We start from the raw sequence: 26647 nt of genomic DNA, 5'->3' as shown, positions 1-26647 counted from the left end.
AAACAATCAATGAGTTGAAAAAAGAAATAAAACAATACATCACTTATTACAACAACGACAGAATACGATTAAATCTAAATGGAAAGAGCCCGGTACAGTACCGAACTCTTTTCTTTAATAATTTTGTTTAATTTTGTCTAAACTTTTGGGTGCAGTCTATTAGGGACGGTTTTTTTATTTCCTTTTATTTCTTAATAAAGAGCTGGCCAGTTACCATTTGATTTAGTCAAAGTAGTTGTACCGTATTCTCCATATGAAGTTGTCCATTTGAAGGTTAATTTATTTCCAGCTACTGCTATATTAGAAATCGCAAATGTATCTCCGTATTGATTAGCAGTCTTGAATGTGAGCTTACCACAAAGATCCTCAATTCTAACACCTGTAGAAGTTGGTTGATAGCCAGAGAATTGTGCAAAAGCACCAAAACTGGAATCAGAAATTTGATAAAGACCATCACCTACTTTAGAAAAAACTACAGTACCCGTTAATGGACCTGGAACATCAGGTAGACCTGGAGCAAAAGCATTAACTGTCGAATACTGATATGTACCTTCTAAAGCAGAATCACATCCAAAAATTAAAGATAAGCTTATTGTAGTATTGTAATCAGCTTTTCTAACTGAAGGAGAAATGAGATCAAAAACTAATGTTTTAGCAACAGTTTGTGACAAATTTGCTCCGTAAACTCTCAATTTGATAATACCTAAATTGCTCCCTGCAGCAATTTGTACTTTACCCCCGTTAAGAATTTCATAATCAGTTCCCAATACAGCATCTCCACTAATTCTAGTAATTGAAAATTCTGCTGGAGAACTTAACGGACTCATAGTCCCGATTTTAATATCAAAATCTTTATAACCGACACCTGGTCCTTTAGCTACAGCAAATTTATCGAGAAAAAATGATGTTGGCTCCCCCTCATACATCGAATTTTCTGTGCCATCTTCACAAGAACTAATTGCAAATAGAGCAACTAATAAATAGACGAATTTAAATATATTTTTCATTTTTTGAAGATTTTAAAATTAATAACCTGGGTTTTGTACAATAAGCGAATTCACATTAACTTCAACATTTGGAATAGGCAGTGTCCATTTGTAACTTGTTAACGGTAGATTAACAGGATTTGCAGCTGGATAGTTTGAGGTAAGAGAGCTATAATCAGCTGGATCTCTGTCAAGACCAGAATTAGCTTTTGCGCCTAAACGCTTAATATCCATAAATCTATATCCTTCAAAAGCAAATTCTAATCTTCTTTCGTCAAGAATCATTTTCCAAGCTGCAGTTGCATTTGCTGGAGTGGTAACAGTTACTGATGCACCATAACGAGCATCTCTTACTGTTTTAATTGCAGTTCTTACTCCTGCAAAATCACTAGCCTGAGCTCTTGCTTCTGCTTTAATCATGTACATTTCTGATAGACGCATGATTTTGAACGAATTGTTATTGGCATTTGCTCTTGTATCAGCCCAAAATGCAGATGATGTGTTCAAACGACCTCCATGCTTATTGATTATTAATCTGTCTGAATTTCTATAATCCGGTGCAAAAGCGTAATTAGGGTCAATAGAAGAGTCAGGGCCAATAATCACATTTGCTCTTACATCGGCAACCGTAGTACCTAAAGTATTTGCAGTTAAATTACCTGGATTCAGCTTATTATGTAAAGCTCTACTTACCTCAAAAGAAGGTGCGCCAGTAGCAGTAGGTTGTAGTGAAAACCAAGCATTGTGGAGATTTGTATCTTGATTATTCTGCTGCACAATTCTTTGTATTCTAAAAATAACTTCAGGTGCTACAGCATCAGTCCAGAATATTGATCTATATGTTGCTTTATTTGCTAAAATAAGTCCTGCAGTATTAATCACCTGATCAGCCCAAATTTCTGCATTAATGTAATCTCCTTTATAAGCATAAGACCTCGCTTTAAGCCCTCTAGCAAAATTGATATTTCCATAATTTGGATTTGCTGCAACACCAGATGACTGATAAAGAGCAATAGCATCATCTAAATCCTTATGAATAAATGTATAGAATTCTCCATTGGTATTTCTAGGGAAATCATTTACATCAAAAACATCTATTCTATTAGAGATAAGTCCAGCTAAAGCATTATTATCAGTTGGATCTGTACTAAAATATCCTAATATTAATAAATGTCCATAGGCTCTTAAAGTCAGTGCTTGAGCTTTAATATTAGCAATTACATTAGCATCTGCAGTGTTAGCAGGTACAATTTTATTTGAAGCATCAATAATTCTATTTAATCTAGAAATACTTGCATACGTATTAGCCCACAAAGCAGTTGGTAGATCAGATCCAGAATTTAAGAAAAAAACATAATCATCGTTTATCCCTTGTCCACCGTTAGCAAAGCCAATTCCCACCTCATCGGTAAAAATTGAAACGACTTCTGATTCAGTTCTACTCCCCATAGTAGTAAGTGCCGAGTTAAGTAGCAATTGCAGATCTGCACTGCTTAAAAGAGCATCCTCTTCATAAATAACCCCAGGAGAATATGTGTCTAATAAATCTCTATTACATGAACTTGTTAAAAGAACACCTAATGACAATATAGAAATTTTAAAAATATTTTTCATTGTATTATATTAATTTTAATTAAAATTTAACATCAATTCCTAATGTGAAAATTTTTGGCGTAGGATACCCATACTGATCTGCCGCTCTTGTACTTTCAGCATCAAAACCTCTCCATTTTGACCATGTGTATAGATTCTCACCTTGCACCATAATTGTCATACTTTTTACAAAAGTACCATTTAAAACACTTTGTGGAATACGATACCCAATCTGAAGATTTCTTAATCTCAAATAAGATGACTCAACTAAGAAACGATCTGATCTAGTTTCGAAATTTCTGTTTGCAGCCGTATTTGATGGAATATCAGTATTTGTATTTGTTGGAGTCCACGCATTCAATAAATCTCTTGAGACATTGAACTGACCTACATCATCTGGACTATAATATCCTGACATATCATAGTCATATCTGTAAATACCAGCAACATAATTGAATGTAGTGTTAACAAAAACACCTTTATAATCAAAATCAAAACCAAATCCTCCGACATATCTCGGATTTCTAAAGTTATATTTTAATGGCTTTAAATCGGCATCTGTCGGTGACTCTGTAGGACTCCCGTTAGCACTTTCAAATAGTAAATTACCATTATTCGGATTTACTCCCAAGTAGTGATAAACATATGGAGCTTGCCAAATACTTCCATTAGCTGAGTAAGTTTGTACAGTCGCTCCTTGAATCAATGGATTTTCCGGAATATTAAATACTTTCTCCTTATTTAAAGCACCATTACCACGCAACGTTAAATTAACTCCTTCAGTATTTTTAATAACATCAATAGCTAAGTTTAACTCATAACCATAATTCTTTAAATCAATGTCGGAATTTTTATTTAAAGAAGTCTGACCTAATAAAGGACTTTGCGGCCACGGATAGAAAATATTTTTTGATGTCTTATCGTACACGTCAAATTGACCTCTAATTCTTCTTGACAACAATTCAAAATCTAAACCTACATTCCAAGTACGCGTAGTTTCCCACCTTAGATCAGGATAACCTAGATTAATACCATAACCTAAACCTGTACCATATGCAGGGGAAGAAGTGACTGAAAAAGTATTAAGATATCTCTGAGGGTTTAAGCCTTCAAAAACGCCTGGCAAAACACGCTCATTTCCTACAGTTCCATATGAACCTCTAAGTTTCAAATCGTTTACCCAAGTTACATTTTCCATGAAACTCTCTCTATTGATATTCCATCTACCTCCAATAGACCAAAAGGTACCCCAAACATTATCTTCTGAAAAACGGCTAGATCCATCATAACGAATATTAGCTGCCAAACCGTATTTACCAGCATAGTCGTAGTCCGCATTAGCAAAATAAGAAAACAGATTATGCCTAGCCTGACCAACACTAATTGGACGAAGATAACCTGCAGCTGTGTTAGTAATATAACCTGTTCCTGTTCCTGGCACCCAAGTTCTTGGATTCAATCCGATCTGTCTTTGAGACGATTGTTGTAGCATATTATTATTGAACTCAAATGCTCCCTGAACTCCGATTTTATGATCCCCAAATGTTTCGCTATACTCTAACTGCGCTAAATTATTGAAACTGAATATTCTAGAATTTGCCATATCTTCCTGACCTTTAAATTCTAAAGAGCTTTGAAGAGCAAATGAATTAAAGGAAATAGGATGTTGCCATGCATTATCATTTAAATTCCTGAACGTAGCATTAGCACGAACACGCCCCGTTAAAGTAGGCAAAAATTTATATGATGCTTCAGTAGTAACATCTATTCTCACTTCGTCAGTAGACGCTCTATAAGTTCTTTCCTTATCGATCAAAAACAACGGAGTATACAAAAAATTACCAGTGGCTTGATATAGAGCTAATAAATCCTGACTTCCTTGATATTTGTCCGGAGAAATATGTGGTGCTCCTTTCATTGCTCCCAAGACAAGGTTTTGATTCACTCCTCCTGTGTTTAAATTCGAAGCTTGCGTATTTCTAGTTAATGATAATGCAGTACCAATTGAGAAATTGAATTTATTATTCTTAGATTTACCATTTAAGTTGTTTCTTAATGAAAATCTTTTCATTCCAGTAGTTGCAAGTAACCCTTGTTGATCTAAATATCCAATACTAGTATAATTATTTAAGTTTTCAGATCCAGCAGACACTGAAAAGTCATGCGATTGCAAAATAGAAGGCTGAAAGAAATAATCTAACCAATCTGTATCAACATTATAATCTGCAATTTGGGCATCCGTCATACTTGCACCAGGACCTCTACCAATCATTTTTTCAAGAGTTAATAATTCTCTAGAATTAGCAAGATTATATCTGTGCTTCTGTAATTGAGATACTCCAAATTGAGAGCTGTATCCAAAGTTAACACCTTGATTATACCTTGCACGCTTGGTTCGAATTACTACAACTCCATTAGACCCTCTGTTACCAAATTGCGAAAGTGCAGAAGCATCCTTAAGAACTTCCATGCTTTCAATATCGTTCGGATTTATATTTCTAAAACTTTCACTAGTTCCAGGGAAACCATCAATCACATATAAAGGCTCGGTATTACCTAATAAAGAACCTTTACCTCTAACAGTAATTGTCGGTGTAGCACCGGGTTGCCCTGTACCTGTAGCAATATTAACACCAGCCAACTGCCCTTGCGCTGCATTTAGTACGTTCGAGCTAGGACGATTATTAAGTGATTCGCTGCCAATTTTTGCAGTAGAAGTTACAGCCGAGCTTTTTGTAGTGGTTTTATAACCTACAACAACAACTTCTTCAATTTCTTTTTCTTTTACAGGTTTATTAATGGTATCTTTCACGCTTTCCTGCGCTTGCATACTTTGAAAACCTAAAAAGAATAGTGCACCAACACTTAATACTTTTAATTTTACATTCATATTAACAAATTTTAATATTATAATATTGCAAATATGTTAAAAATATTTAACATCTGCAAACGATTTTATTTAGATAATTATTTTCTTAATTTTTAATGAACTTCAAGCTCACTTCTCTATTTTGTTTATCAGAATATATAAGCATATAATTTCCGGGAACAAGATTTTGCACATTTATTTTAGAATCTTTAACATTATCTTTAACCACTATTCTGCCGGTAGTATCCAAAATTACCACATGAGCTTCAATGTTACTGTTCCTAATATTCAAAACATCTTTAACAGGATTAGGATAAATTTGAATAAGATTTTCTTTTTGCTTTACATCATTGGTATTAAGTATAGAAAGATTTTGTCCATTTACTATTAACGTGAAATTTTGATTTGAATCCACCAACGAACCTTTATGTGTAACTAAGATAGTGTATACTCCATTAGCATTTGGAATATCTACTCTTTCAAAATTATCAACGTCATTTGTGGAGTTATTAGTAGCTGGTGAAAATGCATTCGCCAAACCTTGTAATTTCCAAGGATAATATACTGTACCGTCTTCAGCAACCACCTTAAGATCTAAATCATTTACCAAATATTTTGTCGAAGGATCAATAACACCATTATTCACAGATGCCACTGGCGCAGCAGGATCAGTCCAGGAAATAGAAACTTTTAAAGGTCTATTACTAGTCATATTAACAGATTCTGTAAATGTAGATCCATTGTTCAGATTTAATTCTCTAATTACACTTCTGTTTGACAACAAGTTTTTATCTCTAATCAATCTTGCTGCAGCTTCTGCATTTATTAAGCCCCATCCAAATCCATAATCCGGACCAATCGCACCACCAGCTTCATCTGCAGTATGCATAATCAACCCCTTAACTGTAGCTGCTTTCATATAATTATTATAGAGTTGATTATGATATTGTTGCAATAGCGTCACAACACCCGTAACCGCCGGCGCAGCCATCGAAGTCCCATCTTTATAACCTATTGATGTATCTGTATTACTGGTAGTTGATAGTACATTTACTCCCTTCGCTGAAATTTCTGGCTTGATTCTTCCATCATCAGTTGGTCCATAGTTACTAAATGACGACATCACTACACTTTCATCATTTACGTATTGTAATACTTGATTAACAGCAGCTACGGTAAGCGCATTTTTAGCAACAGCATCACCAGCTATTAAATCGTATCCAAACTTTGAGGCGTTCTGAGTTCCGTAAGGAACAGCTGTTTTAGACCTATCATTACCCGCGGCATAAACTGGAAGATAGAAAGGATTATTATAGCATAATGCATCTAGTTGTCTAGCATCACTAATATAAGCCCCTAAAACCCAAAGCTGGCTATTATTAGTTAAGCTTGGTCCGTATGAATGATTTGAAACCAATAAACCTGTAGAAGCTTCACTTTGCATTTCTGTAAGATCATCGTTCCAATCATAAGACTTTATGGAAGAATTAAACGCTAAACCTCTCACAGCAGGAATAACACCTTTAGCAGCAATCGTTCCAGCTACGTGAGTTCCATGATCAGACATCGTTGACGTAAAATCAAGAATCGAAACTTTCGTAAATCCATCTACCATAAATTCTTGATGAGTATCCCGAACTGGACCACCATCCCATACTCCGGCTATCATACCCTGTCCTTGGATATTCAAACCTAAGCTTCCGCCATTATATAATGATGTTGCTCTAGCTGTAATTGCAGATCCTTCATTAGTAGTTGCCTTATACAAAGGACTTCCGTCTGGAAGAATATCAGTTAATTCGATTTTTCCAGAAGCATCGTCTTTAACGATCTTTTTTGCTGTTGGATTTTGAATTAAGTAATTTTGTATTTTATTCTTTCTTTTACTCTCATCACTTTGCAACTCCTGACGAAGCGTTGCATTTGCTGCTTTATTAGAACTCTCTGCTATTTTCCTTCTCTCCTCATTAGTTTGAGAAAAGATAAAGATAGGCAAGAACATTATTAAAAAGTATGTCTTTTTCATTTTTTATTCTTTATCTTCGTTTAATATAATATCAATTAAACTTTATAAGTAAAAAGCTAAATCACCTCAGTATTTATAAAATTCTTGCAAAAATGTTAAAAAAAACCTAAACCACCAAATTTTTTAACATAAAAGCTTTATATTAAAAAAAACAAGAATAATTTGCTCATTTAATAATTATCTATATGTTTTTTGTATTTTTGAATATAAATTGAAAGTTATGAAAAAAATATTGCTTATAATAACTAGTGCATTTTGTATACCTGCATTTGCGCAAAACACAATGATTTTATCCAGAAATGACTTATTAGCGGGAACTGCATTTGACAATCGCATTACAGGGGCTTCGGGTAAAACACTAAAATACGACGAGATTTCAGGCTCAGCTTATCCTGATAAGGCTTTTAAAAATGCTAAAATTGCAGAAAACTATGAAATTACTGCAATTAGATACAATTCCTATAAAGATGAAATAGAATTTAAAAATGACACAGCCATAATGGTACTTCCAAAAGAAAACAAATTTGCCAGACTTGAAGTTTCGTCCCCTAAGCAGGTTTTTGTACTAATGAGTCTTGATAATGAACCAGAAGGATATTACTATGAATTAGTAAATGGAAAGTCGTCACTATATAAGAAGGTGAAAACTAATTTTATTGACGTTAAACCAGCCTCAACTCCTTATGGCAGTGATCAACCTGCATCATTTAGCTCTCCCGTTACTACCTATTATTTAGTCTATAACGGTAAGACAATTAAAAAACCAAAAAATCAAAAACAGATTATTGATTTAATTCCAGAAAAAAAAGATACATTAACCTCTTTTTTTAAGGAAAATAAAATAAAACTCGATAAAGAAGATGATTTAAAAAAATTAGTTATTTTCATTAATCAACAATAATCATAATAAAATTTATAAAAACCAGATGAATTCTGGTTTTTTTTCGCTTCGTATAAGGCCAATTTTTATTGAGCATTTTTTACCAAATCCATAAAATATGCTATATCTGCAGGAGAAAATATCTTAATACCTTTCTTATTCTTTTGCTTTACTACTTTCTGCAACAATTCTATCACAGGGCTTACCTTTCACAGGTGGATCATTCGGCTGTGTAGCTCCACCAACATGACAACCGTTTTCATCGATGATACCTACTTCACCAGGATTATTGGCGACTGTAGTGCATTCATCCGGACCATTTCCTGCGGGACCGCCTCCGCCACCTCCGCCACTTCCGGGATCTGTCGGCATAAATGTTTCGTCCACCTGTTCCACACAGCTGTAGGTACTCACAAGGTACGGATAAGGTGGAAAACCGGGATTACCTGCATTGTCTACGAAATCACCAACAAATTGTCGGTAATAATTAAACAAAAACGCCCTACGTTAAGGGCGTTTTTGTTATTGCTTCGTAAAAACCATATTCAACGGGAAAGTAGAACCCAAATACAAAGTTCTTGGTTTTTTAGGATTTACATAAGAGCTATGTTGTGGTATCTTACCTATAAACTTCATTTGTGTGGGTGAAAGCATTTCTAAACTTACGGTAATTCTTTTTTCTTTGTTTCTATCCACAAAAAAACCTGTGTCTATTGTTGAATCGCAAGAAATATCAAAAGAAACAGCTATTCCGACATCATTTTGTAGATTATCTCCTGAAGTATCAGCTATAACAACTCCATTTTCTTTATAAATATAATACCCAACTAAACGGTCTTTATAATAATTGTGACTGTGTTGTGTATAATGAAATTTTGTTTGTTTAATTAGGACTAAAGTCATTTCCTTATTTCTAGATGACCATTTCCAAGTCCCAACATAAGGAGCATATATATTGTTAACATCTTTTAAGTAAAGACTTCCATTTTTTCTATCTAATGGAAGATGATTGCATCGATCTGTAATATCTATAATGTTTGTTTGTGCTTTACAAGACAAAGTAAAAACTAATATTAATATTAAAACTATTTTATTCATATTTTTGATTTTATCTGTTAATTATTATAGCGGACAATCATCTTGTCCCACTGTCCCGTCAGGGTTTAATTTAAGTTTTGCCCAACGCTTGGTTGTTTTGTCTCTTCGATACAAATGTACGCCATCTCCACTTCCTATGTCTGAATCATTTAACACGTTCATTAATATTTTTAAAGCTTCGTCTTCTGTATAATCTTTGTCTTCTTTAAAGCCATTTGCTCTATAAACTTCATAAATTAAGTTATTTGCTTTATCATCTTGTTCTGTTGTAGCTGGAGGATCAACGGTATCCTGATTAAGACCCGCAAGCAAAGCATCTAACGCTGTAGTATCATTCATCCTAAACGCATATTCTATACCATTAAAATTAACGACATAGTTCGTATAAGCATTTGTTCTGGCAGGGGCAGAAATTTTGTATCCGCTGTAGAACGTAAGAATATCCCCAAACTGCGGTACCGGGAAGGTACCTTCGTAGTGATTGTGTGCGGCAAGAATATCCCAGGGGTGAAGCCCTATTTCTACTGAAACAACTCCTGGAATACCGGTCTCCTTAGGTTTCTTAAAAACTTTATGTCTTAGTGTAGCCCCTCTCTTAGCTATGGTGATTCCGGTTTCGTGATGATCTCTACCCGTAGTTGTAAGAGCCACACGTTCTTTAAGGCTATCGAGCTTCGTCTGTATGTAAGGAGTTTCCGAATTTTCTTTTAATACTTCGCAAGGGGTTCTTTCGTCGGGATCATCAGAATCATTCGGTTGTGTAACACCACCCACATGACAACCGTTCTCATCGATGATACCTACTTCACCGGGATTATTGGCGACTGTCGTACATTCATTAGAACCATCGCCACCAGGTCCGCCGCCACCATCTGAACTGCCTCCTCCACTGTTTCCAGGGTCTATATATTCCGGTTGCTCGGTAATGCAGCCACCGGTTACAATAGTGTAAACACCTGGCGGTGTAGCCGCTTTGCATTGATGCCATTGTTCTACATTAGACGCATTATGTACATTGTCACTACACGTTACATAAATTGTTTGTTCAGTCCAGTTACAGCTCATCTTTGCCAGTTGACCTCCAGAATTGAATGTACCTTTTGCCAGTTCGGCAATCGTGGTTTTCCCTTTTGTGTTTACAGGTTCTCCGTTTCTTATTTTTTCCCTTTCCTGAGCGGTAAGATTATAAGTTACCAGAAACTCCTGATAAGTGCCATCGGGAAGAGGTGAAAGCAAAAGATTTTCTAATGGAGCATCTTCAGGAGCATTCTGCCTTTTAATATTAAAAGTATAGGTGTGGTAATTGGCACCGTTCTCTATGTAGATCACATGATCGGTATCAATGGAAACACCGTTTCCATAATCAATCACTCTTCTGTTGACATTGGTCTTAGAATTCTTAAAAGTGGCTTCTGCCTTTTCAAGTTCAGGAACCAAGACACTTTTGTGCCTGCTATCGTTTAAAGATATCCTCTTGGAGATCACCTTACAAATGAACAGCTTAAGACAAACTAAACCTCCTTTCAGAGGTTTAATTTATTACTGTTTTACCAAATGAATGAGTTGTTCATAAGGAATCGTAGGTTGAAAATTTACAGGACATTTTCCTTCAACAACAATATCATTATCCGGAAGCATAAGAATAGTCATTTGTGAAGGTGTGGAAGGTTGTATCCTTAAATAGACATCTCCATATTCCGCACATCCTACACTATTGCCCACAAAATACATTTTATAAGCTTTCAGGTCAGATTGAAAGTTAATTCCTTTAAATTTAGTCTTTAGATCATCTTGTTCATTAAATGTATTGTAAGTTACATTTCCATTAGAACCTGACACCTTCAATCTTCCCACTAAAAAGTCCCAATTGACATCATATCCTCCTACATTTTCCTTTTTAATAAAACTAAATTCATAAGTCTTTCCATTCAAATCCCCCTTCCATATCCCTATATATTTATTCAATGAATTATTGACATCTTTTATGTAGGTTGTACTTTGAGGAACACTTCCTGTTTGCTGTTCATAGATTACAGCTTGTTCCAATGAAATAATCTGAGATTTACAAGAATAAAAATATAATAAGAATTAAAAATGTATTTTTCATAAAATTTGTTATTTATTGTGGACAATTTGTATCAATTGTATCTGTCTTATCATCGTTTAGTTTAATTTCAGTTGAACTGCCATCTGAGTTCATCCTGTACAATGTCATACCTTTTAAGTTCATATTTTCATCAATAAATTTAAGAAATTTCAATTCTAAACTCATTTTTTTATTTTTAGAAATAAAGTCAATAAAAGGATCTTTGTATGCTTCTTTTTGGGCGTCAGTAAAAGTTTTTATTTGATACTCATTTCCTGTAAAACGAATCTGATAGTTCCCTACACTGGAAACCATTACTGCATATACATCACTTAGCGGTTGCCCTTTTGTTTGAGCATTTTTTACCAAATCCATAAAATATGCTATATCTGCAGGAGAAAACATCTTAATACCTTTCTTACCTATTCCATATCCTTCTGCATTAAGAAATTCATAATCATTCACATGCGTATGTATAAATCCTTTAATATAAGTGTTTGTTTCAACATCGGGCAACCTCAAGGTATTTGCATTATCTGTAGCACCTGCATTATCTTTATACACATAATCTCCTCCAAATTTTTGAATATATCCCGTCTCTTTTTTTAATGAAATCTTTGTTTTAAGAGTATCTATTCTTTTAGAAAATTCTTCATCTTGCCGTTGTTCCTTTATTTTTGTGCAAGGATTTTTTGGTCTTGTATCATTCGGCTGTGTAACACCACCCACATGACAACCGTTTTCATCGATGATACCTACTTCACCAGGATTATTGGCCACTGTGGTGCATTCATCCGGACCATTTCCTGCGGGACCGCCGCCACCACCTCCGCCACTTCCGGGATCTGTCGGCATAAATGTTTCGTCCACCTGTTCCACACAGCTGTAGGTACTCACAAGGTACGGATAAGGTGGAAAACCAGGATTACCTGCATTGTCTACGAAATCACCAACAAATTGTCGGTAATAATTCAACAAAAAACGCCCTTCGTTAAAGGGCGCTTATGTTACTGCTTTGTGAAAACCATCTCCAATGGAAAACTATATCCGCCATAAACCAATGTTGGTGTCTTCGTTTTAATAATGCTGTTTTCTCCCATCTTGCCAGTAAATTTCATCTGGGTAGAGGATAACTTCTCCAACTTTACTTCATAATATTTATTTTTTGGAATATCTTTAAAATTTACTGTATAAATACCTGTATCATCATCACAATGAATATCAAAACCAATTTTAAAACTATAATCACTCATTAAGTCAACATTGGAGGTGTTTATTATTTCTATACCGTTTTCCTTATAAATATAATAGCCTACCAACCTATCTTCATAAAAATTATCAATACCAGAACTGTAGTGAAACTTAGCTTGTTTAATCAAGACAAGTGTCATTTCCCTGTTTCCTTCTGTCCATTTCCAAGTACCTATAAATGGCTGATAAATGTTACTTATATCCTTTTTATATAAACTTCCATTCATTGAATTAAATGGATGGCTGTTACAAACATTAATTATATCTATAATTTTATTCTGACTTTTACATGATATCGAAGATATTATTATAATTATTAAAATTATCTTTTTCATTTTATTATTTTATTAGTTAAACGTACAGTTTTCTTTAATTACATTTTTTGCAGAATCCCATTTTAGTTTGCCCCAGACATCACCGTCTTTTCTATAAATTTGAATTCCATTTCCACTCCCCATTCTTGGGTCGCTCAATACATTCATCAACAGTTTTTCTGCTCCCGCCTTCATAAAGGCTTCAGGCTTAATTTGACCATATTCATCATAAATTTTTCTTATTTTCTCTTTCGCATCATATTTTCCTTGATCCGTATCTAAATCAAGTCCTGCAAAAAGAGTAGCCAAAAACGATGGATCATTTATTTTTATAGCATACGTTGTTCCGTTTTCGCTGGTTACATAAGAAATATATATCTTGATGCTACAAGATACTGATAACCCTCGTAATACGTGACAATATCAGCAAAGGAAAATATGGGAAGATAATCTTTCACATGATTATGCATTTGTGCAATATCATAAGGTGAGAGATCAAGTTTTACCGACATGGTGTTGGCAAAACCAATATTTGTAGGAGTTGCACTTAACTTATATTTTTAGTCTTTTTTACGGTAATGCTCGTTTCGTGCTTATCATTATACGTCACTACTCGATTTTTAAGGCTTTCTAATTTCGCCTGAAATACAGGATCTGCAGAGTTGTCTCTTAAAACTTCACAGGGTGTTCTACTATCTTCGACACCAGAATCATTCGGCTGTGTAACACCACTCACATGACAACCGTTTTCATCGATGATACCTACTTCACCAGGATTATTGGCGACTGTAGTGCATTCATCAGGACCATTTCCTGCGGGACCGCCGCCGCCACCTCCGCCACTTCCGGGATCTGTCGGCATAAATGTTTCGTCCACCTGTTCCACACAGCTGTAGGTGCTTACAAGGTACGGATAAGGTGGAAAACCCGGATTACCTGCATTGTCTACGAAATCACCAACAAATTGACAGGAACCATAAGTAGATTCACCATGTACTCCTTCTGAACAAAGAGCCCATTTTACACTATTATTCCAGCCACATACCATCGTCGATTTGGCAAGCTGACCACCGGAATTAAACGTTCCCTTTGCCAGTTCGGTAATCGTGGTTTTCCCGTTGGTATTTACCGGCGCTCCGTTTCTTACCTTCTCTCTTTCCTGAGCAGTGAGATTGTAGGTTACCAAGAATTCTTTATAGCTTCCGTCTGCAGTCGGCATAAGCAAAAGATTTTCCAGGGGTGCAGTTTCCGGAGCATTCTCTCTTTTGATTTTAAAAGTATAGGTATGAAAGTTCGGACCGTTTTCGATATAGATCACTTGATCGGTATCTATAGAAACTCCGTTGCCGTAATCGATCAACCTTCCGTTTAAATTCTTTTTAGATAAAAATTTAAACTCAGCTTTTTCTAAAGACTATGTAATTTTTTAAATTCTTTAAGGTACTTTCTTCATCACCACCATATTAGGAATGCTTAACGTGGGTTGACCATTGTATAAAGGGTTTTTATAAGGATCACCAATACCGCCTGTAAAGTTTTCTAAATACAGTTTGAATTTTATTCTTTGCGGCTCGTTTGGGATATTGGGCATTTTCTCTATAATACATGTTGGACGATAATACTCACCTCCTTGATGCAGCACTCCTAAATTAGAAAATGAAGGCCAATTGACTGGTACGGTTACCCTTCCATAATCTACAAATGAACCTTGTAACTTTTGACCGTTTTCGCTAATGAAGGAAGGTTCGTCAAAAAATGGTGATTCAAAAATAAGATTACCATTTTGGGATTTTTTGTATTTTATATTAATTCTGTCTTCAAAAAAATTTAATCCCACATCATTGTAAATAATATGATATTTTGTAGATTTAACTAAGGTAATTTGAAATTTCTCACTTCCTTTTATATATTCCCAAGTCCCAATAAAATCATTAAGAAAATTATTTACATCTTTATAATAATATTGTCCTGAGCTTAAAAAATTTTCAGACAAAGCTCCATTATTTTGACCTCTCACAATTATTGTTTGTGAATTAAGCATTGTGAAAGTTGTTAGGCTAAAATTAAATAATAAAATTTTATATATAATTGTTTTCATACTTTACATTTTTAAAGTTTACATGGTATCTCATTAAAGCTATAATTTCCGCTTCCGTTATTTACGAGTTCAAGTTTTCTCCAATTCTGATAAGTGTCTTTGCTCCCTTCATATAATTCCACCCCAATATCTTGATCATTAATAAATCTTAAAAACCCTGTAACCTGTTCATCATGCGTAGAATTATGTCTAATATTATATTCTTCTTGATTTTCGAATTTATCTTTCATATATTCTTCTTTTTTATTTTTTGACCATCCTGAGTAATTTATTACAAACGCTTTGAGTTTATTTATGTCTTTAATCTTCAAAGCAAACAATCCTATATCTGTAATTACATACGTTACAGCTTTTTTAGGCACAGGACTGTAGTAAGTACTTTGGGGGAGAGTTTCTATTGTTCCAAACAAAGCTATGGAATTCAAATCGAATGGAGCAAAAATACCTATATGTGTTGTATCTGATTTTAAGTGATTATGAGCATTACCATACAATGAGTTTGCCATGTCATTCGATAAACTTTGATAATATGTTCCATAGTCAATCGCATTGGTGTCATTTTGATTTGAACCCATTAACAAATAAGAAATAGGGGTACCGCTGTTTTCATGCAATACAAAACCAAACTCTTGTGTTCCATCATCCACATTATTTTTAAGTTGGTCCATTCTATCTTTGAAATACTGCTTTCCTCCTAAAGATTCCAATTGTTCACAAGGGTACTTCTGCCCTGGCCTTGGATCATTCGGCTGTGTAACACCACCCACATGACAGTCATTCTCATCGATGATACCTACTTCACCAGGATTATTGGCGACTGTAGTGCATTCATCCGGACCATTTCCTGCGGGACCGCCTCCCCCACCTCCCCCACTTCCGGGATCTGTCGGCATAAATGTTTCGTCCACCTGTTCCACACAGCTGTAGGTGCTTACAAGGTACGGATAAGGTGGAAAACCCGGATTACCTGCATTGTCTACGAAATCACCAACAAATTGACAGGAACCATAAGTAGATTCACCATGTACTCCTTCTGAACAAAGAGCCCATTTTACACTATTGCTCCAGCCACATACCATCGTCGATTTGGCAAGCTGACCACCGGAATTAAACGTTCCTTTTGCCAGTTCGGTAATCGTGGTTTTCCCGTTGGTATTTACCGGCGCTCCGTTTCTTACCTTCTCTCTTTCCTGAGCAGTGAGATTGTAGGTTACCAAGAATTCTTTATAGCTTCCGTCTGCAGTCGGCATAAGCAAAAGATTTTCCAGGGGTGCAGTTTCCGGAGCGTTCTCTCTTTTGATTTTAAAAGTATAGGTATGAAAATTCGGACCGTTTTCGATATAGATCACTTGATCGGTATCTATAGAAACTCCGTTGCCGTAATCGATCAACCTTCCGTTTACATTGGCCTTGGTATTCTTAAGGTCAGCTTCTGCCTTTTCGATTTCAGGAAGAAGTATGCTTTTGTGCTTACTTTCATCCAATGAAATTCTTTTCGAGGTAAGCTGAAACTTCGAGCTGTTGTTAAAAGTTTCGTTTTCATGGAACTGGTCTGTCCTGCAGGAATAGGCAGTAAGGGCGACCATAAGAACCAGGCAGAGCCTGAACAGTAGATTTCCCATAATATAAATAGAAACCTCATTTCAGAGCTTTTCTATTATTACTGTTTTATCAACTCCACATTAGTAGGAACCCTAAAATCCGTCGCCTGATTCATATTGAGATCACGGGAAGAAATATAACCTGTCAATTTTAAGTCCCAATGCAGTTTCTCAATTCCATTAACGTTTGAATAGGTTAATGTAGCTTCACTTGACATTTTTGGTCGCTCAGGATCATAAAAAAATAATGTAACTTTATTAAGATCTCCTTCCCAAAGTCTAGCACCTGTTAGTTTTGAATTTAAAAGAGGAAAATTACTTGTATCTACAATAGTAATTCCATTATTTGTATACTTATATTTTCCTTTTAATAAATCTTTATAGTAATCTATTATAAAAACCATTTCGACTTTCTGTAAAATTATTGTAAAGATTTTCCCATTTTCACTATAAACCCATGTTCCTGCGAACTTGTTTAGAATGTTGTTCGTATCCTTTATATATGAGTTTTGTGGTTTATTGATAGGACTTTGCCCTAAAGTGTAAACTGGTGACTGTGCTTTACAGTTTACTATCATTGTTAATAATAATATGGCTAAAAACTGTTTCATAATTTGTATTTTAAATGAAGAGGTTTTTTATAAAAACAACCTCTTCATATTTACTGTTTTATTAACTCCACATTGGTAGGAACTCTGAAATCTGTTGCTTGGTTCATATTGGGATCACGTGACGAAACGTAGCCTGTCAATTTCAAATCCCAATGTAGCTTTTCAATTCCATTTATGTTTGAATAAGTTAATGTTACCCTTGCACCTATTTTTGGACGTTCAGGATCACTAAAAAACAAAGTTACTTTATTAGGGTTCCCTTCCCATAGTGTAAAGCCAAAAATAGTTGAATTTTTACCAGAAAAATTTGATGTATCTGTATTTGCTATCATATTATTATTCACTGAATATTTAAAGTTTCCCTGCAGCTCATCAACATAATAATCGTTTAAATCAATCATTTCTGATTTCTGTAAAATTATTGTAAATACTTTCCCATTTTGACTATAAACCCATGTTCCTGCGAACCTGTTTAAGATATTATTAGTATCCTTTACATAAGAATTTTGTGGTTTATTGATAGGGCTTTGCCCTAATGTATAAACTGGTGACTGCGCTTTACAGTTTACTATCATTGTTAATAATAATATGACTAAAAAAATTTTCATAATTTGCATTTTCTAAATGGATAGGTTGTTACAAAACAACCTATTCATATTTACTGTTTTATTAGCTCCACATTTGTAGGAACTCTGAAATCTGTTGCTTGGTTCATATTGGGATCACGTGACGAAACATAGCCTGTCAATTTTAAATCCCAATGTAACTTTTCAACTCCATTAATGTTTGAATAAGTTAATGTTACTCTTGATGACATTTTAGGTCTTTCAGGGTCATTAAAAAGTAATATGACTTTGTTAGGATTATCTACCGAGATCCATGCTCCTGTGATTTTAGAGTTAGATAATGGATAACTACTTGTATCTACAATAGTAGAATTATTATCTATGTATTTAAAAAAACCATTTAACTCGTCGACATAATAAGTTGCAAGCTTTTTCATTTCTGATTTTTGTAAATTTACTGTGAAAATTTTTCCATTCTGATTATATTTCCAGGTTCCAACAAATTTATCTAATAGATTATCACTGTCTTTAATATAAGAATCAATAGGTATTCTTGTTGGAGTATTACTCCCTAAAGTATAAACTGGTGACTGCGCTTTACAATTTACAGTCATCGTTAATAATAATATGGCTAAAATTTGTTTCATATTGTTTATTTTTAATTGCAAGGTATTTCATTAACTGTATCTGTTGCTGGATCATAAACCATTTTATTCCAGCCATTCAATTGATCATCTGTTGCTTTGTATAAGCTGAGACCAAATTCAGGCAAAACACTGACAACTTGTTTGATTATATCATTGTAAGTAACATTAACCAATTGTGGAAGTTTGCCATAATATTGTTTATATAAATTATCTCTATTTGTCATCATTTCTCCACCTGCATTATAAAAACGAGTAGAATTATCAACCAATAGCGCATATACACCTGCTTTACTTATCACCATGATAGTCAATTTATCCAAAGGTTTATTATTGGTAAATCTTCGGAAATGAATCGCGTCAAAAACACCCAAATCTTCAAAGCTAAATATAGGCAACATCGTAGAACCCTCGAAATGAGTATGGATAAAAGCTGTCTGTTCCCCAGTAGGAGGTGTTAATACATTAATCAAGGTTTCTCCAGGGTTTCCATCAACAGATGTAACCACACTTTCTCCTTGTGCGTTATCGGCTACAATTGCTCCTCTCTCATAATTCAATGCTAAGTTCGCGGGGGTATTTAAAGTTTGGATTTTATTTTTTAGCCCTGTTGTATTATCCGTAATATTTTTTACTTTTTCGCACGGATTACCTTTCACAGGTGGATCATTCGGCTGTGTAACTCCACCAACATTACAGCCGTTTTCATCGATAATACCTACTTCACCAGGATTATTGGCGACTGTAGTACATTCATTAGAACCATCGCCACCAGGTCCTCCGCCACCATCTGAACTACCTCCACCGCTGTTTCCCGGATCTATATATTCAGGCTGCTCGGTAATGCAGCCACCGGTTACAATAGTGTAAACACCTGGCGGTGTAGCCGCTTTGCATTGATGCCATTGTTCTACATTAGACGCATTATGTACATTGTCACTACACGTTACATAAATTGTTTGTTCAGTCCAGTTACAGCTCATCTTTGCCAGTTGACCTCCAGAATTGAATGTACCTTTTGCCAGTTCGGCAATCGTGGTTTTCCCTTTTGTGTTTACAGGTTCTCCGTTTCTTATTTTTTCCCTTTCCTGAGCGGTAAGATTATAAGTTATCAGAAACTCCTGATACGTGCCATCCGGAAGTGGAGAAAGCAGGAGGTTTTCTAATGGAGCATCTTCAGGAGCATTCTGCCTTTTAATATTAAAAGTATAGGTGTGGTAATTGGCACCGTTCTCTATGTAGATCACATCATCGGTATCGATTGAGACGCCGCTCCCATAATCTACCACTTTACCATTTACATTCTTTTTAGATAAAGATTGAAATGCAGATTCAGCTTTTTCGATCTCAGGAAGAAGCAGGTCTTTGTGCTTTGCTTCATTGAGCGAAATACGTTTCGAGGTCAGCTGGAATTTTGAGCTGTTGCTGTATGTTTCTTTTTCATGGAACTGGTCTGTCCTACAGGAATAGGCAGTAAGGGCGACTGCAAGAACCAGGCAGAGCCTGAGCATTAGTTTTTTTCTCATCTTTGTTTTTAAAATTAACGGTTAAATATATCACTTTTTTATGATGCTACAAATATGTGACAAATATCCAGGGAATAAACGGAAAAAAATTACTGGTTTCCGTAGTATGTTACTAAAAGAAATTTTTATGTACTTTTGAAAAAAATACAACGCGCCATGACATTAGGTGACAAACTGAAGAAAGCGAGAATCAACAAAAACTTTACGCAGGAATATCTTGCCGAAGTGCTGAATGTTTCGCAGAAAACCTACTCCAATTTCGAAAACGACAAAAGCAAACCCGATTTTCAGCAGGTAGAACATATTGCCAAAGCTCTGGAAGTAAGTGTTCTTGATTTTTTGAGTGGTGATTCTCTTTCATTTAACTATGATAATACGCATGGTGGGAATAATGGTTTTATATATCAAAATCAACTTCCCGAAAAATTGGTAGAACAATACGAAGAGCGCATTAAAGAGCTGAAAGAACAGGTCGAGTTCTGGAAAAGCCAGTCGCAGGGCAGAACATCATAAAACTCCTTTCCCGAAAGGCTGCCGCACCCTCGCAACAGCCTTTCGGGAACATCCGAAAACCTGCTGCGCCCCTGCGACGGGTTTTCGGAAGCCCCGGAAAAATAACGCAGCCCTGCGCCATACTTTCGGGGAAAACAAGACACATTAACCTTTAAATAAAAACACATCTATGAATGCAATAGATCTCCCAAAACTTCGAAATGCAGAATATCTGCAATACGTGAAAGACTACTCAGGGATCATTAACCTGAATAACCCTACCCAGCTAGGGATCGAAGCAAAACTTTCTGCTTTCAACAACAGAATAACTGAATTGGAAGCCTTATACAAGAAAGCTTTAGCCAGTGAAAAAACGCAGGAGCTTTTAACACTTGATGAGCGAAGAGATGATGCCATCAACGGAATTTATTATTTCCTGCTCAGCCAAACTTACCATTTTGAAGCTGACAAACAGCAGAAAGCACAGCTCCTGTTATCCAATATGGAACTCTATGGCAGCGGAATCTCCAGGCTTAATTACCAGGCAGAAACAGCCACCCTCAACAACATCATCCGCGACTGGGAAAATAAGCCCGAGCTGATCGATGCAATTTCTTCTTTTAATCTGTCACCCTGGGTAAATGAACTGAAAAACGCTAATGATGAGTTTAATACAAAGTACCTTTCCAGAACGCAGGAATACGGCGACGCCAGTCCCGAAACCATTAAGCTGAAAAGAGAAGAAACGAATGCAGCCTATTATGCATTAAGAGACAGGATCGATGCGCTTCATCTTTTGGTGGAAACTCCGCCTTCGCCCTATGCTACCGTTATCAACCAGCTTAATGCACTGACGGATCAGTATAACAAGCTGCTGGTGAACAGAACGGATGGTGCGTCGACAGGCAATTCGGAAACTCCAACTGTTTAGGGCTTTAATTAGCTGACTACAAATCAACAAGGAGTTTGTCATTGACTTTGTCGAATCTTCGATTTCCGTAGGAATCTAGACTATACCTAAAAAGCATTGCTGAGATTCCTACGGAATGACAAACTAACTGCTAATCTCTTGGAAACTTTATCACAAATTCAAAGCTTAGAAACAAAAACTGCCCGCATCAAAGATGCGGGCAGTTTTAATATATTACAAAATTAAATTACTTCAATTTCTTCTTCACAGCAACCTCTTCGTATACTTCAAGAATGTCGCCCTGTTCGATATCATTGTAACCTTTAAGGTTCAATCCACATTCGTAACCTTTCGTTACTTCTTTTACGTCGTCTTTGAAACGCTTTAAGCTTTCAAGCTCACCATCGAATTTCACGATACCGTCTCTTAGCAAACGTACTTTAGAATTTCTCGTTACTTTTCCGGTAAGAACCATACAACCTGCAATCGTTCCGACTTTAGAAATCTTAAATACTTCTCTAATTTCAACATTACCGATAACCTGCTCCTGAATTTCCGGAGAAAGCATTCCCTCCATCGCTTCTTTCACCTCATCGATGGCTTTATAGATGACAGAATATGTTCTGATCTCAATTTCTTCACGGTCTGCAAGATCTTTCGCATTGGCTCCGGCTCTTACGTTGAATCCGATGATAATGGCATCAGATGCAGCCGCTAAGTTGATATCAGATTCAGTGATCTGCCCAACACCTGAGTGAAGGATTTTCACACTGATCTCTTCTGTTGATAATCTCTGTAACTGATCAGAAAGTGCTTCCACAGAACCATCCACGTCCCCTTTAAGGATAATGTTCAATTCCTTGAATTCACCCAAAGCAATACGTCTACCTAATTCTTCAAGGGTCGTATGTTTCTTGGTTCTGATTGATAATTCTCTCTGTAACTGCTCTCTCTTATTCGCAATCGCTTTACCTTCACTTTCGTCAGCATAAACACGGAATTTATCACCTGCTGTAGGCGCTCCGTCTAAACCTAAGATCGTTGCCGGGATTGAAGGACCTGCTTCCGCAAGATTCTTCCCTCTTTCATCCAGTAAAGCTTTTACTTTACCGTGGTTTTTACCTGCTACAACATAGTCTCCAACTCTTAAAGTTCCGGTTTGCACCAACATGGTTGCCACGTATCCTCTACCTTTATCTAAAGATGCTTCAATTACTACTCCATTTGCAGCACGATCCGGATTCGCTTTTAATTCAAGCATTTCTGCCTGTAATAAAACTTTCTCCAACAATACATCCACATTATTACCAAATTTTGCCGAAATCTCCTGAGCCTGAACGTTTCCACCCCATTCTTCCACCAAAATATTCATTCCGGAAAGTTGCTGACGGATGTTATCAGGGTTTGCATTCGGTTTATCTACCTTGTTGATCGCAATAATCATCGGTACACCTGCAGCCTGAGCGTGAGAAATCGCTTCCTTCGTCTGTGGCATCACATCGTCATCGGCAGCGATTACGATAATCGCAATATCGGTAACCTGTGCACCTCTCGCTCTCATCGCCGTAAAGGCTTCGTGACCCGGCGTATCTAAGAATGTAATTCTCTGACCGTTTTCCAGTTTCACATTGTAAGCTCCAATGTGCTGTGTAATTCCTCCTGATTCACCAGCGATAACGTTGGTTTTTCTGATGTAATCCAATAATGATGTTTTACCGTGGTCAACGTGCCCCATTACGGTAACAATCGGTGCTCTCGGCAATAAGCTTTCTTCAGTATCGATTTCGTCTTCCGCATCGGTATCTTCAAGATCCGCATCAGAGAATTCGATTTTATATCCGAATTCATCAGCTACCAATAATAAAGTATCGGCTTCCAATCTCTGGTTCATGGTAACCATTACTCCTAAAGAGAAACAAGCTGAGATTACTTCGGTTGGAGAAACGTTCATTAAACTTGCCAATTCACCAACAGTGATGAACTCTGTTACCTTTAATGTTCTGTCTGCAGCATCAATTTCCTGCTGACGCTCGTCCTGCTCTCTACGGAAACTTCTCTTATCTTTTCTGTGCTTGGAAGATTTAGATTTACCTCCTTTATTGGTAAGCTTTTCTAAAGTCTCCTTAATTTGATTTTTAACTTGTTCGTCAGTCAGTTCAACAGGCATTGTTCTCTGTCCTGGTCTGTTTCCACCTTGTCCGCCTCTATTGAAGCCCGGTCTGTTTCCACCTTGTCCGCCCTGACCTTGAGGACGGTTACCTTGGTTGTTGTTTCCGAAACGGTTTCCACCGCCTTGTCCACCCTGACCCGGACGGTTTCCGCCTTGACCTCCCTGACCCTGAGGACGGTTACCCTGACCTCCTTGTCCCTGAGGACGGTTTCCTTGACCTCCTTGCTGATTGCTTCCACCCTGTTGGTTGTTCCCTGTATTTTGGTTCGGGCCACCCGGCTTCTCAATTCTCTTTCTTTTCTTTTTCGCTCCCGGACCTGGCTTTGGTGCAAACTGAGTTAAGTCAATTTTTTCACCGACAATCTTAGGTCCGTCAAGCTTTTGATAAACAGTTTCTATTTTCTGAGGTTCCTGAGATTCTTCAGACGCAGGTGCTGCTTCTGATTTGGTTTCCTCTACTTTTTCTGCAGGTTTCTCAACCGGTTTCGGAGTTTCTTTCACCGGTTCAGCCGGTTTTACCTCCGCTTTTACCTCTTCTGTTTTTGGTTTATCTTTTTTTGCAGGTCTGTTTCTGTTCCCTTCGATTTGCGAAAGATCAATTTTATCCAGAACCTTGAATTCCTGTTTTTCAGATGTTGCTTTTACTTCAGAAACCGGTGCAACTTCTTCTTTCTTCACCTCTTCTTTCACCTCCTTCACTTCTTCTTTCTTCTCTTCTACCGGAGCAGGTGCAGGAGCTGGTTCTTCTGCAACAGGTTCAGATTTTTTAGGCTCAAGATCTATTTTACCTAAAATTCTGGTTTCTGGTTTTGTATTAGCTTTAGCTCTTATTACTTCAGGGGCTTTTTTCTCTTCCATTTCCAGTTTTTCTTCCGGAACTTTAGAAATCACCACCTCATGGGAAGCTTTACGCTGCTCACCGTCTTTGGCAAACTCAGCTTCCAATGCAGAATATGCCGCTTCTTCTAATTGAGCGTTAGGATTGTTTTCAACCACGAAGTCTTTAGACTGTAAAAACTCTACCAGTCTGGACATCGATATGTTGAATTCCTTAACCGCTTTATTTAATCTAATTTTTGGCATCTATATTATTTACTGTTTTTTTTAATTCTTAAAATTAAAGTGTTCTTTTTACTGTTTATTAAAATTTATTTCTAAATATTAATCTTCAAATTCCTCTCTCAAAATACGTTTTACATCTTCGATGGTTTCCTCTTCAAGGTCTACCATATTCAGAAGACTTTCCGTTTCCTTATCCAACACCGATTTTGCAGTTGTAAGACCTACTTTCTTAAACTCATCCAAAATCCACTGTTCGATATCATCATTAAACTCTTTCAAGTCTACATCATCATCTTCACTTGATTCTCTGTATACATCAATTTCGTATCCAGAAAGCCACGAAGCCAGTCTGATGTTTTGTCCCTGCTTTCCGATTACTTTAGAAATCTCTTCAACCGGAGTATAAACCAATGCATAGTTTGCGTCCTCATTGATGTCAATTTTATTGATGGTAACATTACCTAAAGCTCTCTTCACCATAATCTCAGGGTTTTTAGACCACTGGATCACATCTATATTTTCGTTTCTTAATTCTCTTACAACCCCATGAATTCTGGAACCTTTTACCCCGACACAAGCTCCTACAGGATCAATTCTGTCATCGTAAGCATCCACAGCGATTTTGGCTTTTTCACCAGGAATTCTTACTGCTTTTTTAAGGATGATGGTTCCGTCCTGAATTTCAGGAATTTCCAACTCCAATAATTTTTCTAAGAACTTCGGAGCCGTTCTGGAAACAATGATCTGAGGTTTTGAACCTTTAAAATCTACTGTTTCAACAATTGCCCTGATGTTTTCTCCTTTTTTGAAGAAATCTGAAGGTATCTGATTTTCTTTTGGCAGTATAAATTCATTTCCTTCGTCATCCAATAAGATTACATGCTTGTGACGGATATGGTGAATTTCACCAATTACAATCTCCCCGATTCTGTCTCTGAACTGGTCGTACAACATAGCGTTGTTATGCTCCTGCAATTTTGTTGCTAAAATCTGTTTCAGCGTCAAAATATTTCTTCTTCCCAACTGAGCTACCGGAATTTCCATTGTAAAATCTTCACCTACCTCAAAAGTCGGATCGATTTTTTTAGCTTCTGTAATTTCAATTTCCAGATCATCATCTTCAGACATTTCATCTTCAACGATTGTTTTATTTAAAAATATCTGAAAATCTCCTTTGTCAGGGTTTACAATAACATCAAAATGATCATCCGAATCATATCTTTTTCTCAACAAAGTTTTCAGAGAATCTTCAATGATCGCCATCAGATCAATCTTACTGATCCCTTTTTCGTCTTTAAAATCACCAAATGATTCAATCAACGCTATATTATCCATGTATCTTTTTTCTTTTTAAAATTTAATTACTACCAATGCTTTTTTTATTTCGGAGTAAGGAATTTCTTTTTCCTCCTCAACATCCACTTTCCCCTTACCTATATCTTTCGGTTTGCGGTAACGAAGTACGAGAGTGATTTTCTCTTCGTCTACTTTTACAAGTTCGCCCTCGGTTTTTGTTGAATCATTAAGCAAAACCTCAATTTCTCTTCCGATATTTTTCTGAAATTGTCTTGGGATTGCAAGTGGCTCGCTTAATCCGGCAGACATTACCTGAAGGCTGAAATCATGCTCTTCACGATCCATATTAAACTCGATGGCGCGGCTTGCATCCAGACAATCCTGAACAGAAACACCATTATCTCCGTCAAGAATTACCGTAATATCATCACCTGCAGAAATCTTTAAATCAATAAGAAACAAATCTTTTCTTGTTTCCAGGAAATCATTTAATAATGCTTCAATATTTTTTCTAAACTCCATATTCTTTATCCTGATTTACCAGTACGAAAAAAGGCTTTCTCTTCGA

The 26647-nt window shown here is 36.2% G+C and carries 25 protein-coding genes and 1 pseudogene; 4 read left to right on the top strand and 22 right to left on the bottom strand.

Features of this window, described 5'->3' with window-relative positions:
* Window positions 1-14 precede the first annotated feature (14 nt).
* Entirely contained in the window at window positions 15-131 is a 117-nt protein-coding gene (locus tag ACR1PN_RS14970; protein ID WP_433980698.1) for an IS3 family transposase, read from the top strand.
* 60 nt (window positions 132-191) lie between these two features.
* Here ACR1PN_RS14970 and ACR1PN_RS14965 read toward each other — a convergent pair whose 3' ends face one another.
* From ACR1PN_RS14965 to ACR1PN_RS14950, 4 genes are all read right to left on the bottom strand, one after another.
* Window positions 192-1007, bottom strand: coding sequence for a hypothetical protein (locus tag ACR1PN_RS14965; protein WP_433980697.1), 816 nt, complete (start codon window positions 1005-1007; stop codon window positions 192-194).
* A gap of 18 nt (window positions 1008-1025) precedes the next feature.
* Window positions 1026-2600, bottom strand: a complete 1575-nt coding sequence (locus tag ACR1PN_RS14960) for a RagB/SusD family nutrient uptake outer membrane protein (RefSeq protein WP_433980696.1) — start codon at window positions 2598-2600, stop codon at window positions 1026-1028.
* A 19-nt stretch (window positions 2601-2619) separates the two neighbouring features.
* A complete protein-coding gene (locus ACR1PN_RS14955) occupies window positions 2620-5469 on the bottom strand; it encodes a SusC/RagA family TonB-linked outer membrane protein (RefSeq protein WP_433980695.1) in 2850 nt (949 codons plus the stop codon).
* Window positions 5470-5554: 85 nt separating this feature from the next.
* Window positions 5555-7474 (bottom strand): S8 family serine peptidase, encoded by a 1920-nt coding sequence (locus ACR1PN_RS14950; protein ID WP_433980694.1) that lies wholly within the window; start codon window positions 7472-7474, stop codon window positions 5555-5557.
* 220 nt (window positions 7475-7694) lie between these two features.
* Here ACR1PN_RS14950 and ACR1PN_RS14945 point away from each other — a divergent pair, with 220 nt between their 5' ends.
* A complete protein-coding gene (locus tag ACR1PN_RS14945; RefSeq protein ID WP_433980693.1) occupies window positions 7695-8375 on the top strand; it encodes a hypothetical protein in 681 nt (226 codons plus the stop codon).
* A gap of 135 nt (window positions 8376-8510) precedes the next feature.
* On the opposite strand, the gene ACR1PN_RS14940 is transcribed toward ACR1PN_RS14945, so the two are convergent.
* The 15 genes and pseudogenes from ACR1PN_RS14940 to ACR1PN_RS14870 all read right to left on the bottom strand — a co-directional run bounded on the left by ACR1PN_RS14940 (window position 8511) and on the right by ACR1PN_RS14870 (window position 20149).
* Window positions 8511-8849: a hypothetical protein gene (locus ACR1PN_RS14940; protein WP_433980692.1), complete on the bottom strand. Its 339-nt coding sequence runs from the start codon at window positions 8847-8849 to the stop codon at window positions 8511-8513.
* Window positions 8850-8876: 27 nt separating this feature from the next.
* On the bottom strand, window positions 8877-9452 hold the full coding sequence (locus ACR1PN_RS14935) for a DUF6705 family protein (protein WP_433980691.1): 576 nt from the start codon (window positions 9450-9452) through the stop codon (window positions 8877-8879).
* Between the two features lie 24 nt (window positions 9453-9476).
* Window positions 9477-10889: a hypothetical protein gene (locus tag ACR1PN_RS14930; protein WP_433980690.1), complete on the bottom strand. Its 1413-nt coding sequence runs from the start codon at window positions 10887-10889 to the stop codon at window positions 9477-9479.
* A 102-nt stretch (window positions 10890-10991) separates the two neighbouring features.
* A pseudogene (locus tag ACR1PN_RS14925) lies at window positions 10992-11525 on the bottom strand (DUF6705 family protein); the annotation flags it as partial.
* Window positions 11526-11571: 46 nt separating this feature from the next.
* A complete protein-coding gene (locus ACR1PN_RS14920) occupies window positions 11572-12513 on the bottom strand; it encodes a hypothetical protein (RefSeq protein ID WP_433980689.1) in 942 nt (313 codons plus the stop codon).
* 32 nt (window positions 12514-12545) lie between these two features.
* Complete coding sequence (locus ACR1PN_RS14915) at window positions 12546-13124, bottom strand: DUF6705 family protein (RefSeq protein WP_433980688.1); 579 nt, start codon at window positions 13122-13124, stop codon at window positions 12546-12548.
* A gap of 12 nt (window positions 13125-13136) precedes the next feature.
* Window positions 13137-13412 (bottom strand): hypothetical protein, encoded by a 276-nt coding sequence (locus ACR1PN_RS14910; protein WP_433980687.1) that lies wholly within the window; start codon window positions 13410-13412, stop codon window positions 13137-13139.
* A gap of 50 nt (window positions 13413-13462) precedes the next feature.
* On the bottom strand, window positions 13463-13615 hold the full coding sequence (locus ACR1PN_RS14905) for a hypothetical protein (protein ID WP_433980686.1): 153 nt from the start codon (window positions 13613-13615) through the stop codon (window positions 13463-13465).
* A 35-nt stretch (window positions 13616-13650) separates the two neighbouring features.
* Entirely contained in the window at window positions 13651-14463 is an 813-nt protein-coding gene (locus ACR1PN_RS14900) for a hypothetical protein (RefSeq protein WP_433980685.1), read from the bottom strand.
* Window positions 14464-14538: 75 nt separating this feature from the next.
* Window positions 14539-15201 (bottom strand): DUF6705 family protein, encoded by a 663-nt coding sequence (locus tag ACR1PN_RS14895; RefSeq protein ID WP_433980684.1) that lies wholly within the window; start codon window positions 15199-15201, stop codon window positions 14539-14541.
* 11 nt (window positions 15202-15212) lie between these two features.
* Window positions 15213-16823, bottom strand: a complete 1611-nt coding sequence (locus ACR1PN_RS14890) for a hypothetical protein (protein ID WP_433980683.1) — start codon at window positions 16821-16823, stop codon at window positions 15213-15215.
* 38 nt (window positions 16824-16861) lie between these two features.
* Window positions 16862-17413, bottom strand: coding sequence for a DUF6705 family protein (locus ACR1PN_RS14885; RefSeq protein WP_433980682.1), 552 nt, complete (start codon window positions 17411-17413; stop codon window positions 16862-16864).
* 50 nt (window positions 17414-17463) lie between these two features.
* Window positions 17464-18021, bottom strand: a complete 558-nt coding sequence (locus tag ACR1PN_RS14880) for a DUF6705 family protein (RefSeq protein ID WP_433980681.1) — start codon at window positions 18019-18021, stop codon at window positions 17464-17466.
* Window positions 18022-18071: 50 nt separating this feature from the next.
* Complete coding sequence (locus ACR1PN_RS14875; protein WP_433980680.1) at window positions 18072-18626, bottom strand: DUF6705 family protein; 555 nt, start codon at window positions 18624-18626, stop codon at window positions 18072-18074.
* Window positions 18627-18637: 11 nt separating this feature from the next.
* Complete coding sequence (locus ACR1PN_RS14870; RefSeq protein ID WP_433980679.1) at window positions 18638-20149, bottom strand: hypothetical protein; 1512 nt, start codon at window positions 20147-20149, stop codon at window positions 18638-18640.
* A gap of 156 nt (window positions 20150-20305) precedes the next feature.
* Here ACR1PN_RS14870 and ACR1PN_RS14865 point away from each other — a divergent pair, with 156 nt between their 5' ends.
* Window positions 20306-20662, top strand: a complete 357-nt coding sequence (locus ACR1PN_RS14865) for a helix-turn-helix domain-containing protein (protein ID WP_433980678.1) — start codon at window positions 20306-20308, stop codon at window positions 20660-20662.
* Window positions 20663-20831: 169 nt separating this feature from the next.
* Window positions 20832-21572 carry a DUF6261 family protein gene (locus tag ACR1PN_RS14860; protein ID WP_433980677.1) on the top strand — a complete coding sequence of 247 codons (741 nt, stop codon included), beginning with the start codon at window positions 20832-20834 and terminating at the stop codon, window positions 21570-21572.
* Window positions 21573-21798: 226 nt separating this feature from the next.
* On the opposite strand, the gene infB is transcribed toward ACR1PN_RS14860, so the two are convergent.
* The 3 genes from infB to rimP all read right to left on the bottom strand — a co-directional run bounded on the left by infB (window position 21799) and on the right by rimP (window position 26601).
* A complete protein-coding gene (gene infB, locus ACR1PN_RS14855) occupies window positions 21799-24804 on the bottom strand; it encodes a translation initiation factor IF-2 (RefSeq protein WP_433980676.1) in 3006 nt (1001 codons plus the stop codon).
* Between the two features lie 78 nt (window positions 24805-24882).
* Window positions 24883-26118, bottom strand: coding sequence for a transcription termination factor NusA (gene nusA / locus ACR1PN_RS14850; RefSeq protein WP_378176552.1), 1236 nt, complete (start codon window positions 26116-26118; stop codon window positions 24883-24885).
* Window positions 26119-26133: 15 nt separating this feature from the next.
* Complete coding sequence (gene rimP, locus ACR1PN_RS14845; protein ID WP_433980675.1) at window positions 26134-26601, bottom strand: ribosome assembly cofactor RimP; 468 nt, start codon at window positions 26599-26601, stop codon at window positions 26134-26136.
* Between the last annotated feature and the right edge of the window lie 46 nt (window positions 26602-26647).

The organism is Chryseobacterium sp. RLHN22, assembly GCF_051011795.1.
In the GTDB taxonomy this organism is placed as follows: Bacteria; Bacteroidota; Bacteroidia; order Flavobacteriales; family Weeksellaceae; genus Chryseobacterium; species Chryseobacterium zhengzhouense.
This window is presented reverse-complemented; position numbering and strand designations above follow the sequence as displayed.

Coding starts and splice junctions, on each gene's coding strand:
- ACR1PN_RS14935 (WP_433980691.1), bottom strand. CDS start 9,452: ATGAATAAAATAGTTTTAATATTAATATTAGTTTTTACTTTGTCTTGT.
- ACR1PN_RS14950 (WP_433980694.1), bottom strand. CDS start 7,474: ATGAAAAAGACATACTTTTTAATAATGTTCTTGCCTATCTTTATCTTT.
- ACR1PN_RS14955 (WP_433980695.1), bottom strand. CDS start 5,469: ATGAATGTAAAATTAAAAGTATTAAGTGTTGGTGCACTATTCTTTTTA.
- ACR1PN_RS14895 (WP_433980684.1), bottom strand. CDS start 15,201: ATGAAAACAATTATATATAAAATTTTATTATTTAATTTTAGCCTAACA.
- ACR1PN_RS14860 (WP_433980677.1), top strand. CDS start 20,832: ATGAATGCAATAGATCTCCCAAAACTTCGAAATGCAGAATATCTGCAA.
- ACR1PN_RS14885 (WP_433980682.1), bottom strand. CDS start 17,413: ATGAAACAGTTTTTAGCCATATTATTATTAACAATGATAGTAAACTGT.
- ACR1PN_RS14905 (WP_433980686.1), bottom strand. CDS start 13,615: ATGTCGGTAAAACTTGATCTCTCACCTTATGATATTGCACAAATGCAT.
- rimP (WP_433980675.1), bottom strand. CDS start 26,601: ATGGAGTTTAGAAAAAATATTGAAGCATTATTAAATGATTTCCTGGAA.
- ACR1PN_RS14875 (WP_433980680.1), bottom strand. CDS start 18,626: ATGAAACAAATTTTAGCCATATTATTATTAACGATGACTGTAAATTGT.
- ACR1PN_RS14960 (WP_433980696.1), bottom strand. CDS start 2,600: ATGAAAAATATTTTTAAAATTTCTATATTGTCATTAGGTGTTCTTTTA.
- ACR1PN_RS14965 (WP_433980697.1), bottom strand. CDS start 1,007: ATGAAAAATATATTTAAATTCGTCTATTTATTAGTTGCTCTATTTGCA.
- infB (WP_433980676.1), bottom strand. CDS start 24,804: ATGCCAAAAATTAGATTAAATAAAGCGGTTAAGGAATTCAACATATCG.
- ACR1PN_RS14880 (WP_433980681.1), bottom strand. CDS start 18,021: ATGAAAATTTTTTTAGTCATATTATTATTAACAATGATAGTAAACTGT.
- ACR1PN_RS14865 (WP_433980678.1), top strand. CDS start 20,306: ATGACATTAGGTGACAAACTGAAGAAAGCGAGAATCAACAAAAACTTT.
- ACR1PN_RS14945 (WP_433980693.1), top strand. CDS start 7,695: ATGAAAAAAATATTGCTTATAATAACTAGTGCATTTTGTATACCTGCA.
- ACR1PN_RS14915 (WP_433980688.1), bottom strand. CDS start 13,124: ATGAAAAAGATAATTTTAATAATTATAATAATATCTTCGATATCATGT.
- ACR1PN_RS14870 (WP_433980679.1), bottom strand. CDS start 20,149: ATGAGAAAAAAACTAATGCTCAGGCTCTGCCTGGTTCTTGCAGTCGCC.
- nusA (WP_378176552.1), bottom strand. CDS start 26,118: ATGGATAATATAGCGTTGATTGAATCATTTGGTGATTTTAAAGACGAA.
- ACR1PN_RS14890 (WP_433980683.1), bottom strand. CDS start 16,823: ATGGGAAATCTACTGTTCAGGCTCTGCCTGGTTCTTATGGTCGCCCTT.